Source organism: Dyadobacter sp. HNCC25DJ187, assembly GCF_056895255.1.
Genome location: NZ_JBXHAT010000002.1, coordinates 1,326,108 through 1,341,489, shown reverse-complemented (window position 1 = coordinate 1,341,489; position 15,382 = coordinate 1,326,108). Strand labels below are relative to the sequence as shown.

The 15,382-nt window shown below is 42.3% G+C and carries 14 protein-coding genes and 1 riboswitch; of the genes, 12 read left to right on the top strand and 2 right to left on the bottom strand.

Annotated features, from left to right (window positions below):
- Positions 1–11: 11 nt before the first annotated feature.
- The 4 genes from AC1XUE_RS16595 to cbiB are packed head-to-tail and all read left to right on the top strand — an operon-like array spanning position 12 to position 5,388.
- Positions 12–1,901, top strand: coding sequence for a magnesium chelatase subunit D family protein (locus AC1XUE_RS16595; RefSeq protein ID WP_483357107.1), 1,890 nt, complete (start codon positions 12–14; stop codon positions 1,899–1,901).
- A gap of 34 nt (positions 1,902–1,935) precedes the next feature.
- The gene (locus tag AC1XUE_RS16590; protein WP_483357106.1) at positions 1,936–3,411 is read left to right on the top strand and encodes a cobyric acid synthase; all 1,476 of its coding nucleotides are present in this window, start codon (positions 1,936–1,938) and stop codon (positions 3,409–3,411) included.
- A 13-nt stretch (positions 3,412–3,424) separates the two neighbouring features.
- On the top strand, positions 3,425–4,447 hold the full coding sequence (locus tag AC1XUE_RS16585; protein WP_115831510.1) for a pyridoxal phosphate-dependent aminotransferase: 1,023 nt from the start codon (positions 3,425–3,427) through the stop codon (positions 4,445–4,447).
- Entirely contained in the window at positions 4,426–5,388 is a 963-nt protein-coding gene (gene cbiB / locus AC1XUE_RS16580; RefSeq protein ID WP_483357105.1) for an adenosylcobinamide-phosphate synthase CbiB, read from the top strand. Before AC1XUE_RS16585 ends, cbiB begins: the two co-directional genes overlap by 22 nt.
- Here cbiB and AC1XUE_RS16575 read toward each other — a convergent pair.
- On the bottom strand, positions 5,357–6,244 hold the full coding sequence (locus AC1XUE_RS16575) for an Rpn family recombination-promoting nuclease/putative transposase (RefSeq protein ID WP_483357104.1): 888 nt from the start codon (positions 6,242–6,244) through the stop codon (positions 5,357–5,359). The two genes, cbiB and AC1XUE_RS16575, sit on opposite strands and share 32 nt — an antisense overlap.
- A 56-nt stretch (positions 6,245–6,300) precedes the next feature.
- Here AC1XUE_RS16575 and AC1XUE_RS16570 point away from each other — a divergent pair, with 56 nt between their 5' ends.
- From AC1XUE_RS16570 to AC1XUE_RS16535, 8 genes are all read left to right on the top strand, one after another.
- Complete coding sequence (locus AC1XUE_RS16570; protein ID WP_483357103.1) at positions 6,301–6,846, top strand: AAA family ATPase; 546 nt, start codon at positions 6,301–6,303, stop codon at positions 6,844–6,846.
- Positions 6,845–7,105, top strand: a riboswitch (cobalamin riboswitch). (Overlaps the previous gene by 2 nt.)
- A 29-nt stretch (positions 7,106–7,134) precedes the next feature.
- The gene (locus tag AC1XUE_RS16565; protein ID WP_483357102.1) at positions 7,135–8,331 is read left to right on the top strand and encodes an ABC transporter substrate-binding protein; all 1,197 of its coding nucleotides are present in this window, start codon (positions 7,135–7,137) and stop codon (positions 8,329–8,331) included.
- 58 nt (positions 8,332–8,389) lie between these two features.
- Positions 8,390–8,974, top strand: coding sequence for a cob(I)yrinic acid a,c-diamide adenosyltransferase (locus AC1XUE_RS16560; protein ID WP_483357101.1), 585 nt, complete (start codon positions 8,390–8,392; stop codon positions 8,972–8,974).
- Positions 8,971–9,471 (top strand): bifunctional adenosylcobinamide kinase/adenosylcobinamide-phosphate guanylyltransferase, encoded by a 501-nt coding sequence (locus tag AC1XUE_RS16555; protein WP_483357100.1) that lies wholly within the window; start codon positions 8,971–8,973, stop codon positions 9,469–9,471. The genes AC1XUE_RS16560 and AC1XUE_RS16555 overlap by 4 nt, the downstream gene beginning before the upstream one ends.
- A gap of 24 nt (positions 9,472–9,495) precedes the next feature.
- A complete protein-coding gene (gene cobT / locus AC1XUE_RS16550) occupies positions 9,496–10,515 on the top strand; it encodes a nicotinate-nucleotide--dimethylbenzimidazole phosphoribosyltransferase (RefSeq protein ID WP_483357099.1) in 1,020 nt (339 codons plus the stop codon).
- Positions 10,515–11,306, top strand: coding sequence for an adenosylcobinamide-GDP ribazoletransferase (locus AC1XUE_RS16545; protein ID WP_483357098.1), 792 nt, complete (start codon positions 10,515–10,517; stop codon positions 11,304–11,306). The genes cobT and AC1XUE_RS16545 overlap by 1 nt, the downstream gene beginning before the upstream one ends.
- Positions 11,291–11,821 (top strand): alpha-ribazole phosphatase, encoded by a 531-nt coding sequence (gene cobC, locus AC1XUE_RS16540; protein WP_483357097.1) that lies wholly within the window; start codon positions 11,291–11,293, stop codon positions 11,819–11,821. Before AC1XUE_RS16545 ends, cobC begins: the two co-directional genes overlap by 16 nt.
- 147 nt (positions 11,822–11,968) lie before the next feature.
- Positions 11,969–12,412: a hypothetical protein gene (locus AC1XUE_RS16535; RefSeq protein ID WP_483357096.1), complete on the top strand. Its 444-nt coding sequence runs from the start codon at positions 11,969–11,971 to the stop codon at positions 12,410–12,412.
- 177 nt (positions 12,413–12,589) lie between these two features.
- On the opposite strand, the gene AC1XUE_RS16530 is transcribed toward AC1XUE_RS16535, so the two are convergent.
- Positions 12,590–15,037: a TonB-dependent receptor gene (locus AC1XUE_RS16530; protein ID WP_483357095.1), complete on the bottom strand. Its 2,448-nt coding sequence runs from the start codon at positions 15,035–15,037 to the stop codon at positions 12,590–12,592.
- Positions 15,038–15,382 lie beyond the last annotated feature (345 nt).

Sequence of the window (15,382 nt, the reverse complement as noted above, 5' to 3'; positions counted from 1 at the left end):
TTTGAATGAATATGACAAACCAATATCCCTTCACTGCGATTGTGGGGCAGGAAAAATTGAAAAAGGCTCTCTTGCTCTGTGCGGTTAATCCTGCTATAGGCGGGGTATTGATCAAAGGAGAAAAGGGGACGGCGAAGAGTACTGCTGTACGTGGATTATCGGAGGTGATGCCTTTGATAGTGAGGGAAAGCAATTCCCTTTTTGATAGCGACCAGTACACTGATGACCAATTTCAAACTGTACCCTTTGTGGATCTGCCGTTAGGCGCTTCCGAGGATCGGGTGTTGGGAAGTCTTGATTTGCAGGCGATTGTAGCTGAGAAGAAAAAGAAGTTCTTACCGGGTTTGCTTGCAGCGGCGCACAAAGGGATTTTGTATATCGACGAAGTCAATCTTTTGCAGGATCATCTGGTGGATATATTGCTGGATGTATCGGCATCGGGTGTAAATACTGTACAGCGGGAAGGTATGTCGGTTAGTCATCCTTCAAAGTTTATTCTGATAGGAACCATGAATCCGGAAGAAGGTAATCTGCGTCCTCAGTTTCTGGACAGGTTTGGACTGATGGTGGAAGTGGAGGCACAAATGGAAGTGAGTGAGAGAACGGAGGTAGTACGGAGAAGGATAGCATTTGAAAATAATCCTGATGCCTTTTGTGAAAAATGGGAGGTCGTTCAGCAGAATCAGCAAAAGCAAATTGGTCGTGCACAAAAGCTGCTACCGGATGTAGAAATGCCAGACGGACTGCTGAATCTGATCAGTCAGCTTTGTATAGAATGGTCTGTTTTTAGCCTGCGCGCTGACATTGTATTGTATAAAACTTCAGTTACGCTTGCTGCCATGGCTGGTCGAAAAACAGTAATGGCTGAAGATGTGAAGGAAGCTGCGGAGTTGGTTTTATTACATAGACGAGGTAAAAAACCTGCTGGCCAAACTCAAAAACCAAACTCAGGTAACGATTCGGAAAATAATGGACCTGACATTAAATCTCCACAAAACAGTGGTGGAAGACTATTTAACTCAGAAAGTGAGCCGGATTCGAATGAAAGTGGTGAATGTGGCGAGCCCGAAAGTTGTGCACCTACACAGGTATTTGCAATAGGTCAGGAAACAGAAGTGCCAGATTTGAAAAGTTTGATGTCATCTGACAATATACTTTCAGGGAGGAGAAGCAAAGTTATCAATACACCAAAAGGTTTTCAGGTAAGATCTGAACGAAAAGAATCTTCGACCAATATTGATTACTCGCAAACCGTTAAGCAGGCTTTAGTCAGAAATCCGGATCAGTTATCAATACAAAAAGAAGATCTACATCAGAAGGTGCGTCATGGGAAATCGGGAAATCTGATTTTGTTCGTGGTAGATGCTTCTGGCTCCATGGCAGCGGCACAACGCATGGCAGCGGTAAAAGGAAGTGTGCTTTCTTTACTGAAAGATGCCTATCAGAAGCGGGACATGGTAGGGGTAATTGCATTCCGGGGTGTGGAAGCTGAGGTCATTCTCGAACCAACCTTCAGCATTGATTTGGCTGAAAGAGCATTGGAAAGTTTACCGACCGGAGGAAGGACGCCACTGGCACATGCATTACAGTTGACTGTTCAGGTTTTGAACCAAAATAAAAATAGTATCACGCCGCTTTTGGTCATACTAAGTGATGGAAAAGCGAATGTACCATTGCCGGGTGGAGGCGATGCATGGAAGCAAGTGATTCAGCTTTCGGGAGAAATACTTACAAAAGAAGTCTCCTCTCTGGTACTGGATACCGAACAGGGTTATCTGAAGTTTGGTCGTGCTGCAGAACTTGCGGCTGCGCTGGGTGGAGAATGTATGGCACTGGATAGTTTGTCAGCTGAGGTATTGACAAGCACCGTGTTAGATCGCATGGAAGTACAAGACTCCTGAAATTATTATTGATGACCAATAAGCCAATTGATATATGATTGAAAAATCACTAAAGCCGATCATGTTTGTAGGTACGGGCTCGGACGTTGGCAAAAGTGTAATTGCGGCAGGATTTTGCCGGATTTTCCTGCAGGATGGATATACACCTGCTCCTTTCAAAGCGCAGAATATGTCTCTGAACAGTTACGTTACACCGGAGGGACTGGAGATCGGACGTGCACAGGCGGTACAGGCTGAGGCTGCCGGCATTTCCTGTAGTACTGATATGAATCCTGTGTTACTGAAGCCGACCAATGACAAATCTTCACAGGTTGTATTGAACGGCAAACCTGTCGGTAATCAGTCGGCTTATGCTTATTTTATGGAGAATGACCGGCGTGAACTGTTTACGGCTGTAAAGGATGCGTTTGACCGGCTCTCCAGTTCATATTCTCCAATTGTGATGGAAGGTGCGGGCAGCATTTCGGAACTGAATTTAAAACACCGTGATATTACCAATATGCGCATGGCTGCTCATGCCAGTGCTGCCACTTATTTGGTTGCGGATATTGATAAAGGTGGTGTTTTTGGTAGTGTGTATGGAACAATCGCCTTGCTTACGCCTGAAGAAAGGGCGTGTATGAAAGGAATTATTATCAATAAGTTCAGAGGAGATAGCAGGCTTTTTGAAGAAGGAAGACTACTTCTGGAAAAGCTGACGGACTTGCCGGTAGTTGGCGTGTTGCCCTATTTCAGAGAAATTCATATTGAAGAGGAAGATTCGGTGTCGCTGGAATCCAAGTATAAGTCTTCGGTAGAAGGCAAGGTAAATGTGGCTGTAGTCTTACTGAAACGACTATCCAATTTTACAGATTTTGATCGTCTGGAACGAGATTCGAGGGTAAATCTATATTACACTGCCGATGCTATTGAGGTCGCAAAAGCCGATATTGTCATCATTCCCGGAAGCAAAAATACGATAGGAGATATGTTGGCGATCAAGAACAATGGCTTGGCAAAAGCAATCGTGGATGCACATAAAGCGGGAAAAACAGTCATCGGCATATGCGGCGGATTTCAGATGATGGGTGAAATGATTGAAGACCCTGAGCATGTGGAAGGTGCTATTGAACAGATTCCGGGACTGGGTATATTGCCGGTTAAAACCATTCTGCGTGCTGATAAAAAAACGGTACAGTGTCAGTTTTCATTTTTAGGCAATAGTGATATTTGTGAAGGCTATGAAATCCACATGGGCGAAACCAGCGTGCAAGGTCAGGAGCAACCGGTTGCGGTTTTAAGTGATGGAAGTAACGATGGCTATTTGCTGAATAGTAAAACCTGGGGATCTTATCTGCATGGTATTTTGGATAACCAGGTGGTTTTGGAACGGTTATTAGCTCCATATACTAATGAAGTTGCGAAAGATGACTACAGCTTTCAGGATTTCAAGAACGATCAATACAACCGGCTGGCGGATGTAATTCGAAAGCATGTTGATATGGACAAAATTTACAACAGTTTAAAGTGATAACAAGAGAAGAATGCTTTTAGGACACGGGGATGATGGTTACAGGTATGGGCAAAATATCGTTGCAGACTTCAGTACGAACGTCTGGTATGGTGGTGAACCTGCGGGTTTGAAGGAGTATGTGATCAATTCGTGGGAGGGAGTAAACCGTTATCCTGAAGTGGTTTCGGAAAGTTTACAGCATCTGATCGCGACGCATCATCAACTTCCTGATTCATATATTCAAATCAGCAGTGGCACTACCGAAAGTATTTACCAGCTCGCTCAATTATTTGCTACCAAGCGGACAACGATCGTCATTCCTGCATTTTCTGAATATGAAGATGCTTGCAGCATATTTGATCATCAGCTCGAATTCCTGAGCTGGGAAGATAGTTTACGTTTACCCAGACTGCGCTCGGAAGTAGTTTTTATCTGTAATCCTAACAATCCGACAGGCCAACATTTTCCTGATCTGGAACAGTGGGTGCGGAAAAATCCGGCTTGCCTTTTTATTGTCGACGAGGCTTTTATCGATTTTGCACCATATGCGGTATCGCTAATTGATCAGATCGAAAGGTATGATAATCTGGTGATTCTGCGTAGTCTCACCAAGGCTTATGCGATTCCGGGATTGAGACTGGGATATATCGTTTCTCAGCCTTACAATATCGAACAACTGTTACGGATTAAGCAGCCGTGGACCGTCAATTCGTTGGCTCTGGCAGCTGGGAAGTTCATTTTTGAGAATTATACATCCGTTCAACCGCCTGTTTTTCAGTTGCTAAATGATAGAGATATATTTTTATCCCAGTTGAAAATGAATGATTCCTGTGCTTTGCTGGATACATCAACGCATTTTTTTCTGGGTAAAACAAATGTCAGAAATGCTGCGCACCTCAAAACATTTTTGATAGAGAAACATGGCATATTAATTCGTGATGCGGGAAATTTCAGAGGTTTATCCCGACAGCATTTTCGTGTAGCTACACTCAGTGCGGAGAAAAATTCTTTGTTGGTTAACGCACTTTTAGAATGGAAGAATCTCTACTATTAATCCTGCCCCTCATCATTGGCTATGTTCTGGATCTCGTTGTGGGAGATCCTCAGGATTGGCCGCATCCGATCCGGGTTTTCGGAAATTTGATAGCCTTCGGGGAACGTCTGCTCAATAAAAGTAGTGCACGTTTTGCGAAAGGTGTCATGCTGTCAATCTCATTGGTCGCTGGTACTTTTCTGTTTTTTCTAATATTGAATTACCTCCTTCTACAGATTTCTGACTGGCTGTTCATTCTTATAAACAGCATCTTTGTCTGGTACGGATTAGCTAATCACAACCTGATCAGTGAAGGGAGAGCTGTTTTTCAAGTATTGAATGAAGAGGGAATAGAAGCCGGGAGAACTCAGTTATCTCGGATTGTTGGGAGAGACACCTCACAATTATCTGCTCAGCAAGTTCGGATCGCAGTATTGGAAACGATGTCCGAAAATCTCAGTGATGGAGTGGTGGCTCCCTTATTTTTTTATGCGATAGGAGGGGTTCCGGGTATGATGGCTTACAAGATGATTAATACACTGGATTCCATGATCGGATACCGTAGCGAGAGATATGAGCAATTCGGGAAGTTTGCAGCCAGACTTGACGATGTTGCTAATTTTATTCCGGCACGACTTACTGCAATTCTCATGATTGCTGTAACCCAGAGTAAACGAGGACTGCGATTTATGTTGAAATATGGAAGTAATCACAAGAGTCCGAACTCAGGTTATCCTGAAGCAACATTGGCAGGAATACTAAATTGTCGCTTTGGTGGTCCGAATGTTTATCACGGAAAGTTTGTTGAAAAGCCTTTTATAGGAGAGACGGACAGAGAGATACAGTCAGGTGAAATAGGTAGAGTGGCTGGCATTAATCATAAGGTTTGCTTATTAACCGTCCTGTTGATCATCGCACTTTTCCTGCTTTCTAATTATTCGTTTCCGACTTTATCTTATTGACGAAGTCTACAGATTTCCCTACAAGACTCGCTATTTTCTCAATCGTGAAATTTGTTTCGTTGAGTAAGGTCTTGATAAATTTGATAGCGCTTTCCTGCTCACCCTCTTTCTTAGCCCTGTCCAGCAAAAATTCTTCAATTCCCATGGTCTTTCTTTTTTCAGTGATGAAATCTAATTCTTCTTCAAATTTAACTTCCGTTTCCTTGTTTTCAAAACGAATGTAGTATTTGAGAAAGTTTAGTAATTGTCTGATTTTGGTTTTACTTATCTCTTTGGCTAACAGTCTTTTGGTGAGTTCGATTTTTAGCGGGAAGATCTGGTTATCATTTAGTTTTTTAGCATGAATAGCGGTATGAACCACCAGAATCACTATGGCAAAAGGATTATTGCTGGCCATCAATTCTTCCGGATTCTGATTCAGAACCTTATATGAATTGAACTCGTACAGCACTTTTGTCCCTAGAAACGAGCTTTCATAACGGTCAGGATGGTACTTTTTGTTCGCATCCGTCAATATTGCAAAAGCAGTGATTGGCTTTTGATACTTATCCAAAATACGGTAGTAGTATGTGAACATCCTTTCTGCAAAATACTCGTCCGCATAGCCTTGGACTTCTACGTGAACCAGAATCCATTGTTCAGTTCCTTCTCGGGTGTAAACCTTCACTAATTTATCTTCAAAACGCAGTGCATAAATATCTTCCTCCGGTGGGAAAAGCTGCTCCAGCTCTTTGTCGAGGTATTCAAATCCTTTGTCAAGATCAAATAGTTGACCTGAATCCGGGTAGAAAAATGTCAGAAAGTCATCAAATACGTCTTCCAGAATCGCTTTCCATAAATTGTCATCCCGTTTCATTTTGAGCCGGTTTAGAATTAGGTTTGCAGCTTGGACGTGAGGAATCGTAAAATGTAATGAACAGTATTATTATCACCGGTGGCCCGGGATCTGGTAAATCCACATTGATTGATCAACTTTCTTTAACAGGACATCTCTGCGTACCCGAGGTTTCACGGGTTCTTATTCAGGAACAAGTGGCAAATGGTGGATCTTGTCTGCCCTGGATTAACCTGAAGTGTTTTGCGGATCTGGTTTTGAAAAGAATGGTTTTTGATTACAATTGCAATTTGCAAGTTGGTGCTGCTTCATTTTTTGACCGTGGCATTCCTGATATTATCGCGTATCTGGAGGTGGGAGGTATTCCTGTGGGTAAGAACTTCTATCAGGCATCTGAAAATTATCGCTACCACGATATTGTATTTGTTGGCCCTCCGTGGAAGGAAATATATGTCAATGATGAGGAGCGCTGGCAGACTTTCGAAGAATCAACAATCCTGCACAATGCAATAGTTTCGATATATCAGAAACTTGGATATAATACGATAGCACTTCCAAAGACAAGTGTCTCTTCACGTTGCGATTTTATTCTGTCGTACCTGAAATCCCTGCCTAATTCTTAGTAATTTTGTTTTCAAGAGGTTTACACTTCGGTGTAATGAAAAGGGAATCCCGGTGCAAGTCCGGAACAGTCTCCGCTGCTGTAAGTTCGAAAAAGAGATTGTGGTAATAGAAGCCACTGGAAGAAAATTAAGAGTGAAGAATTAAGAATGAGTTTCGGTAGTTAAATTTTTAACTCATCATTCATAACTCCTCATTACCTTCCGGGAAGGCGCCGCAATCTGAACAAGTCAGAAGACCTGCCTTAAAACATAATCCTATGGCTTTCGGAAGAAAAGCCCGAGACAAATATGCTCAAATCTTATTTTGCCGCTGGCAGACAGATTGTTACGTTCTGTCAGTTTATTTCTTTTATCTGGCTTTTTGCTGCTTGCAGTTCCTCTTCTTCGCTTTATGATAAAACGGAAGAAGCGTTTTCCAGGGATCTCTTTCCTGAGAAACTAAAAATTAAGCACGCCAGGGGATTTACGGTTACTTACCGAAATCACTATAAGATTGTAAAGATCATGAGTCCGTTCGAAAACAGAACGGATACAATTTCTTACGTACTGGTACAGCGTGGCACACCGCATCCCAAAGGTTTTGCTGAAAGTCAGGTGATAGAAATCCCTGTTCGGAGTCTGGTTGCTATGTCTTCACTACATATAGGACTTTTGGGTTTTCTCAATGCTGAATCGGTATTGACAGGAATGGGTAATGTGAAATACGTTTCCAATATTAAAGTGATGGACCGTATAAAGGCTGGTAAGGTAGCTGAAGTGGGTAAAGATCAGGGATTGAATGAAGAGTTACTGATTAGTATGCGTCCGGATCTGATCATGGCTGTGGGAAGTCCTGTATCAAAAATAAACCGTTATCAGTCATTACGGCAGGCTGGAATACCTGTTTTGATCAACTCCGAATGGGTGGAAACAACACCGCTTGCCAGGGCGGAATGGGTGAAATTGCTGGCTGCATTAATGAACAGGGAAGCGGACGTGAATAAGAAGTTTTCCAATGTAGAGAAAGAGTATTCTAGACTGGCTGCATTGACCCGAAAAGTGAAGAACAGGCCGGGTATCATCACAGGTATGCATTCCCGTGACGCCTGGTTTGTCCCAAACGGGAACAGCTATGTGGCCCGCTTTCTTGAAGATGCCGGTGCCAATTATCATTGGGTAAAAACAAGTGCGACAGGAAGTTTACCTCTTGCCTTTGAAGCTGTATACCCTGTAGCGCTTAAGGCTGATTTCTGGTTGAATGTGAGTATTACCAATATTGATTCGAAGGCCGATATGTTGGCGAAAGATGCTCGTTACGGAGATTTTCAGGCTTTTAAAACGGGTAGGATTTTCAATTATAACAAACGGTTCAATTCCCAGGGAGCCAATGATTACTGGGAATCCGGTGCTGTAAATCCGCATCTGGTATTGGCCGATCTGATCAGCATCATCCATCCCGAGGTGCTTCCAAAACATGAACTTTTTTATTACAAGCAGCTCAAATAAGAAATAATATTTCAATTCCGGTTAATAGCTAATTATTGACAAGCATAAGCTTAAAAAGATGAAAATATATACAAAAAAAGGAGACAAAGGAACTACAGGTTTATTTGGTGGAAGCAGGGTTGATAAAGATGATGTTCGTATAGAATGCATCGGAACCTTGGATGAGGCCAATTCTACGATTGGATTGCTACGAGTAAAACTAGGGAGTGAGCATTCATGGCAGTCCAATCTGCATAAAATTCAAAAGGATTTGATGGATATGATGTCGCATCTCGCCCGGCCTTCTGACGCCAAAAAGGAGAATAAGAATCCGATGCCGGTAGACGGAGCACAGTTTTGTGAAGAATGGATTGATGCGTTGGAGGCTGCAATGACGTCTCCATCCGATTATTTTCTCCTACCCGGAGGCAACGAAGTTTCTGCGCTGTGTCACGTTGCGCGTACACAGATGCGCAGGGGGGAACGTAGATTAGTTTCTTTGATCAAAACCGATGAAGTTCACGAAGTGATTCCCGCTTACATCAATCGTTTATCTGATTTGTTTTTTACACTTGCCAGAGCAGAAATGGATAAGGCAGGGGTTGCGGAAGAAAAGTGGCAGCTGTTTTTATACAAACGTTTCAAAGCATCTGAGGAGAAATGATCATTTACGTGACAGGCGGAGCCAGAAGTGGGAAAAGTCGTTTTGCTCAGGAGAAAGCTTTGCAACTGACGGATAAGCCTGTGTATGTAGCCACTGCTAAGATTTGGGACGAAGACTTTGCGCACAGAGTGGCAAAGCACAAGCAGGAACGTGGGCCTGAATGGACATCCATTGAAAGCGAGATGCATATTCATTTGTTGCCTATTGAAGGCCGGATAGTGGTAGTTGATTGCGTTACACTATGGTTGACTAATATTTTTATGCAGCATGAAAATATAGATGATTCACTCGCTGCTTTTAAAAATGAAATGGATGGTTTGGCTGCTTTGGAAGGCGTATTCATCATTGTCTCAAATGAAATAGGGATGGGACTGCACGGAGAAACTGAGCTGGGAAGGAAATTTACTGATTTACAAGGGTGGGCCAACCAATATGTAGCTTCGATCGCCAGCCAGGCTACGCTGATGGTTTCAGGTATTCCGTTGAAATTGAAATAAGTATTCAGATTATAACTTTCAGAAATGAGCAGCAACTTTCAGGAACAATTACAGCACAAAATTGATCATAAAACCAAACCTTTGGGCGCTTTGGGAATGCTGGAAGAAATTGCTTTTCGGATAGCCAATATCCAACAAACATTAACTCCTGAACTGGTGAAACCGCACATTGTAGTTTTTGCGGCGAGTCATGGCATAGCAGCAAGTGGGGTAAGTGCCTATCCGTCGGAAGTGACACCGCAAATGGTGCTTAATTTTATAGCTGGTGGTGCCGCTATCAATGTTTTTACCAGGCAACATGGAATCAGACTTTTACTTGCAGATGCCGGTGTTGATTACGATTTCGAGCCCAACGAACAACTGCTGGATCTGAAAGTAAACAAAGGAACCAGAAATATGCTCGATGAGCCCGCCATGACGAGAAAGGAATGTGAGCTATGTCTGGAAAGAGGCGCTTCGGTAATAACAGATATGAAATCAACCGGATGTAATGTAGTTGGTTTCGGAGAAATGGGTATTGGCAATACGTCATCAGCAGCATTGATCATGAGCAAATTGCTCGATATTCCTATTGAAGATTGTGTAGGGCGTGGGACGGGACTGGATGACCAGCAACTAATTTTGAAAAAGGATATTTTAAAACAGGTTCTGGCTAAACATATCGTTGTTGACAATAATGTTTTAGAGATACTTACTGTATTTGGTGGCTATGAAATAGCCATGATGTGCGGTGCAATGCTGGCAGCTGCAGACAGGAAAATGATTGTTCTCGTAGACGGCTTTATTGCAACCGTGGCCTATTTGTGCGCACTTCAAATGAACAATGCTGTGAATGAATATGCCATATTCTGTCATCAATCTGACGAAAAAGGACATGCGCTTTTGATGCAAAAGCTACGTGCTGAACCTGTTCTTAAATTGGATCTGCGACTCGGAGAGGGTACAGGCTGTGCATTGGCATATCCATTGTTGCAAAGCGCAGTAGCCTTTTTGAATGAAATGGCCAGTTTTGATGATGCAGGCGTGAGCAAAAAAACACCCTGATGAAAAAGCAACTCTCCCTCTTTTTTATTGCCTTGCAATTCTACACCCGTTTTCCCATACCTGCCTGGGTAAGTTATTCTTCTGATAGTCTGAGTTTAGCAACCCGTTTTCTTCCGATGATCGGCTGGATCGTCGGTTTGATCAGTGGGTTGGCCTGGGTTATTGGATATTATCTGCTTGATACGGAAATAGGTCTGCTGTTTTCTATGATTGTGTCTGTGATGATTACAGGTGCTTTTCATGAGGATGGGTTTGCTGATGCGTGCGACGGTTTTGGGGGAGGCTGGACGAAGGAAAAGATACTTGAAATTATGAAGGATAGTCGGGTCGGCACCTACGGTGCAGTCGGACTGACGTTGATATTGGCTTTAAAGTATCTGATCTTACAACGTCTGGCATTACTGGTCAGTTTAGATTTTTATGTAATTACAGTTGTCCTAATTGCAGGTCATGCCCTAAGCAGATTTTTAGCTGTAGCTGTTATTTTTACCCAGCCTTATGCAAGGGATACGAACGACAGTAAAGCAAAACCAGTCGCGATTGCAACCCGAAAATCTACCATACTCATTGCCGGACTACTTGCTGCTATACCGCTTATTATGCTTGTTTTTATAATGAAGCAGCCTTTATTATTATTCTCCTTATTTGTCCTTGGTAGCATTACGCTTTTGATGAGCCGCTATTTCCGTAAATGGATCGGAGGATATACAGGCGATTGCCTCGGTGCAGTGCAGCAGGTTTGTGAAGTGAGTTTTTATCTTTTTGTTGCTGTATTATGGAAGTTTATCTGATACGGCATACCACTCCTCTTTTATCTCCCGGACTTATTTATGGTCGGATGGATGTCCCGCTTGCTGACACTTTTAGGGATGAATGTACAACAGTCATAGCCCGTTTGCCGTCTGATTTTAATGCTGTCTATTCTAGTCCGGCTACAAGGTGTATTGCTTTAGCCGAGCGAATCTCGGATGATTATATCACAGACCATAGGTTACAGGAATTTAATTTTGGTGAGTGGGAGGGGAAAACCTGGGATACTGTAAATCAGGTCCAATTACAATTGTGGATGGATGACTATATACACGTAGCGGTTCCTGGGGGGGAAAGCATGAATCAAATGTTTGCCCGGGTTGAGGAATTTTGGAATGAATTGCTGGGGCAACCTTATGACAAAGTCGCTGTAGTTACCCATGCTGGTGCGATTCGGCAGATACTTTCCATCATCAGAGAAATTCCATTGACAAGTATTTTCGACATAAAAGTTCAGTATGGAGAGGTGTTTAATGAATATGTCATTTCCCGGTAGCGATTTTGAATCAAACACATCAATTTTGATAAATTTGTTACATTGTCAGACCTGGTTGATATCCATATATGGCAGAATTAGACCTGTTTTGATAAGGCATGGTTTTTGCGTATATTCATTTAATTAAATCACTAAGTAAACAAACTCATGAAAAAGTATTGGATCATAAGTACTCTGACAATGATGCTATTTTCGCTGTCTGTCTCAGCGCAAGTCGTATCGAAGGATTCTATCAACACATTAAAAAGCCAGAAAAACACACTCGAAATCAGCAAAAAGCTAAATGATAACAGGCTTGAACTAGCCAAGCTGGAAAATGAGGTGGCCTCCAAAACTTCTGATGTTGCCAAAACTGCAGAGCGGGCACAGAAATCAGCGGATGAAAACGGCCGGGCTGCTGAAAAATTAGCAAGTAATGCGCAAGACAAAGGACTCTCTCGCAGGGCAAGCAAAGCCGCAAGCAAAGCACGTAAAGATGCCAAAAGAGCAAGGAAAGCTTCGGAAGATATGGATAAGCTGAATAAAAATATTGAATCTCTAAAGAAGAAAATAGCAGACGACGAAGCAAAGCTGGCATCGGATCAAGGATAGTATTTTCCTGTAGATGTAAAATATAATCCTGAAAGAACCCCGGTATATGCCGGGGTTTTGTTTTTTGTGAGCGCCTACAAAATAAGAAATCCATCACGAAAGACGTGATGGATTTTCTGCATAACAAACCTAACTAATTTATGAATAAAGCCTTTTCAGACTGATATTCCTTACTGATTAATTACCGCCTCCCGCTCTTCTTTGCAGATCATCTGAGCCGGTATTGCGCTGGCGTGCGCCTTTCACATTCTGATTACCGAAGTTGTAAGTGAATGTGATTCTTGCCTGTCTGCTGGGCCACTGTGATCTCACCTGGAAATCAATGTCTTTGTACATTGCCCTTCCACGGAACCGATTCGTCCAGAACAAGTCATTGACGTTTAGTCTGATGGTTGCTTTCTTATTCCAGATACTTTTTTGTAACCCTATATTTACCATTCCCATAGGTTTAGCAGCGTATAATCCATAGAATGCGCGGCTATTATACCATCCTGACAATTCTGCTGACCAGCCTTTTTTCATCGTGAACTGATTGTTGGCGTACATGTTCCAGGATACCTGCTTGATTTCCAGTGTTTCTTCCAGATAGAAGGAATTATAATGATTGTAAACCCCGGTGAAATTTGTTTGCAAGGTCCACCATTTTCTGACCGGAATGGGGGCTGAAACCGTCAGGCTGATATTATCCTGGTTGTCAAGGTTATCGGACGTAACAAATGTTTTGTTTTCAGAAGCAATCTGCTGAGGCAATTCATCGGCAATCATATCCTTGATCCTGCTGTATGCAAGTGTGGTATTCAGGAAATTCTTGTATACATGTACCAGTTGAAATGAATTGGTATACTGTGGCTTGAGATTCGGGTTCCCTTTTTGGAATGTATAGGGATCCAGATAAAACTCAAATGGATTCAATGACTGGTAATTAGGACGATCAATTCTGCGGCTGTAGGACAAGTTCAGTATATTGTTCGTATCCAGCTGCTGCGACAAAAACATACTGGGGAACAGATTAACATAATTACGATCCCGCTTTTGATTCAATGTAACTGAGTTTCCTATGGAATGTGTATGCTCGCCGCGGAAACCAAGTTGATAGGTAAGCTTTTTCGAAATCTTACCACTATAGTTGATATACGCTGCGTTCACATTTTCAGTGTATTTGAACTGGTTCGAGCGCGATGGATCCAATATCCAGTCATCGGCTTTTGTTTCAAACACCATATTGTTGTCCGATGCTACGTAGCTGGATTTCAATCCGGTTTCAAATTTTCCTTTCCAAAGCGGTTGTGTGTAGTCCAGTTTTGCAACACCAATATTAATCTCGGAAGGCATCCTATTCCGTACAATTTCTGGTGCGCCATCTGCTTCTCCGTTCGGTTTGCTATAACGTGTATCCAGTTCACTCCGGTTTACTCCTCTATACGTCACATAGTCGGCGTCAAATGTAAGTTCCTTTCCTTTATCATCAAACTGGTGCTTGAAGTTCAGATTCGCACTGTAATTGTTTATTTTCGATCCATTATAAACGTCGGTACGGAAAGTTCGCTGTAAACTCAGATCTTCGTTTAGAATGCGGGTGTTTGTCTGACCAAATGGATTACTGAATTCATTTCTGAAACCGGATAGCAAAATGCCAAACGTCGATTTACTGGTGGCAAAAAAGTCTATTCCTGCTCGTACGTTATGATATTGTGATTTATTAATACGCTCGGTCTTCTGATCAAAAATGGTCACTTTATCTTCGAAGGGAATGGAGCGGTATATTTGATTATCATTGAATCCTTTATTGAAAAAAGTACCTGCACTTACGAAAGAGCTGAGTTTGCCTGCACGGTGATTAATTGTTCCGGTAGCATTGGCACGACCGTGTCGCGCATAGGCGGCACCCAGATTAATATTGCCATTTGTACCATAATTTTTGTTTCGTTTCATCTTAATATTGATGATTCCGGAATTCCCCGCAGCATCATATTTGGAAGATGGATTCGTAATCAGCTCAATCTTTTCGATGTTGTCACTGGGCGTATTCCGAAGCAAATTCATAAGCTCCTGCTGCGAAAGAAAGGTCTGTTTGCCGTCGATCTGTACAATTACCCCTTCTTTACCTCTTAGTTTGAGCTGGTCATTTTGCTGATCTACCGTTACACCCGGTGCTCTCTCCAGTACTTCCAGTGCTGTGGAGCCGGCAGAAACAATACTGTTTTCTACATTGAGGACTGTACGGTCAATTTGCTGTTCAATAAACGGCTTCTTTGCTACAACAGTTACTTCGTCCAAAGACTTGGTATCCGGTTTGAGTGTTGAAGCAGGAAGTGTTACCAGTGTAGTGCCTACTTTGAAAACATGACTGTATTCTTTCTGATACCCTACCATAGAGATCAGCGTAAGGTATTGTCCTTCGGCAACCTGTTCAAACAGGAATTTGCCGTTTTCATCGGAAGCAAATCCTTTGGCAAGCGTTGAATCTTTGGCGTGAAGAAGCAGCACGTTTACAAACGGGAAGGCCGTGGATTTTTCGTCCAGTATTGCTCCGGCTACTTTTCCCGTTGGAGCGGTTGATGTTTGAGCAAAGGCACAGCTTACGCTGAGCACGAATGCCGCTGTCAGGTTTGTAAAGAATTTCATGGCTAATAGATGTTTGGCTGCCTGAGAGTAAAGGATTCTCTTTAACTTTCAGTACAATGCAAAGATAAGTACTTGGTATAACATAGAACCATTAATATTATGAATGGTTTTTTTTCTGTGTTAAGCGGAGAGGCCTTCTTTGCAGCACCGAATCATAGATACAAATTGAAACAGGAAAGTTGCATGAAACCAGAAAAAAAGTTTGAACGGCAAAATATTACTGATGACATGTATATAGCTATGAAGATTAGTTTTATCATTATGTTTTAGATATATCTCTGTTATACAGTTGTTTGTGTATGCTGAAACGAGTGGTTTTCTGGAGTTGTAGTCAGAAAACACATT

Excerpts from the sequence above, each read along its gene's own strand:
- AC1XUE_RS16595 (WP_483357107.1), top strand. The coding sequence starts at position 12 with ATGACAAACCAATATCCCTTCACTGCGATTGTGGGGCAGGAAAAATTG.
- AC1XUE_RS16590 (WP_483357106.1), top strand. The coding sequence starts at position 1,936 with ATGATTGAAAAATCACTAAAGCCGATCATGTTTGTAGGTACGGGCTCG.
- AC1XUE_RS16585 (WP_115831510.1), top strand. The coding sequence starts at position 3,425 with ATGCTTTTAGGACACGGGGATGATGGTTACAGGTATGGGCAAAATATC.
- cbiB (WP_483357105.1), top strand. The coding sequence starts at position 4,426 with ATGGAAGAATCTCTACTATTAATCCTGCCCCTCATCATTGGCTATGTT.
- AC1XUE_RS16575 (WP_483357104.1), bottom strand. The coding sequence starts at position 6,244 with ATGAAACGGGATGACAATTTATGGAAAGCGATTCTGGAAGACGTATTT.
- AC1XUE_RS16570 (WP_483357103.1), top strand. The coding sequence starts at position 6,301 with ATGAACAGTATTATTATCACCGGTGGCCCGGGATCTGGTAAATCCACA.
- AC1XUE_RS16565 (WP_483357102.1), top strand. The coding sequence starts at position 7,135 with ATGCTCAAATCTTATTTTGCCGCTGGCAGACAGATTGTTACGTTCTGT.
- AC1XUE_RS16560 (WP_483357101.1), top strand. The coding sequence starts at position 8,390 with ATGAAAATATATACAAAAAAAGGAGACAAAGGAACTACAGGTTTATTT.
- AC1XUE_RS16555 (WP_483357100.1), top strand. The coding sequence starts at position 8,971 with ATGATCATTTACGTGACAGGCGGAGCCAGAAGTGGGAAAAGTCGTTTT.
- cobT (WP_483357099.1), top strand. The coding sequence starts at position 9,496 with ATGAGCAGCAACTTTCAGGAACAATTACAGCACAAAATTGATCATAAA.
- AC1XUE_RS16545 (WP_483357098.1), top strand. The coding sequence starts at position 10,515 with ATGAAAAAGCAACTCTCCCTCTTTTTTATTGCCTTGCAATTCTACACC.
- cobC (WP_483357097.1), top strand. The coding sequence starts at position 11,291 with ATGGAAGTTTATCTGATACGGCATACCACTCCTCTTTTATCTCCCGGA.
- AC1XUE_RS16535 (WP_483357096.1), top strand. The coding sequence starts at position 11,969 with ATGAAAAAGTATTGGATCATAAGTACTCTGACAATGATGCTATTTTCG.
- AC1XUE_RS16530 (WP_483357095.1), bottom strand. The coding sequence starts at position 15,037 with ATGAAATTCTTTACAAACCTGACAGCGGCATTCGTGCTCAGCGTAAGC.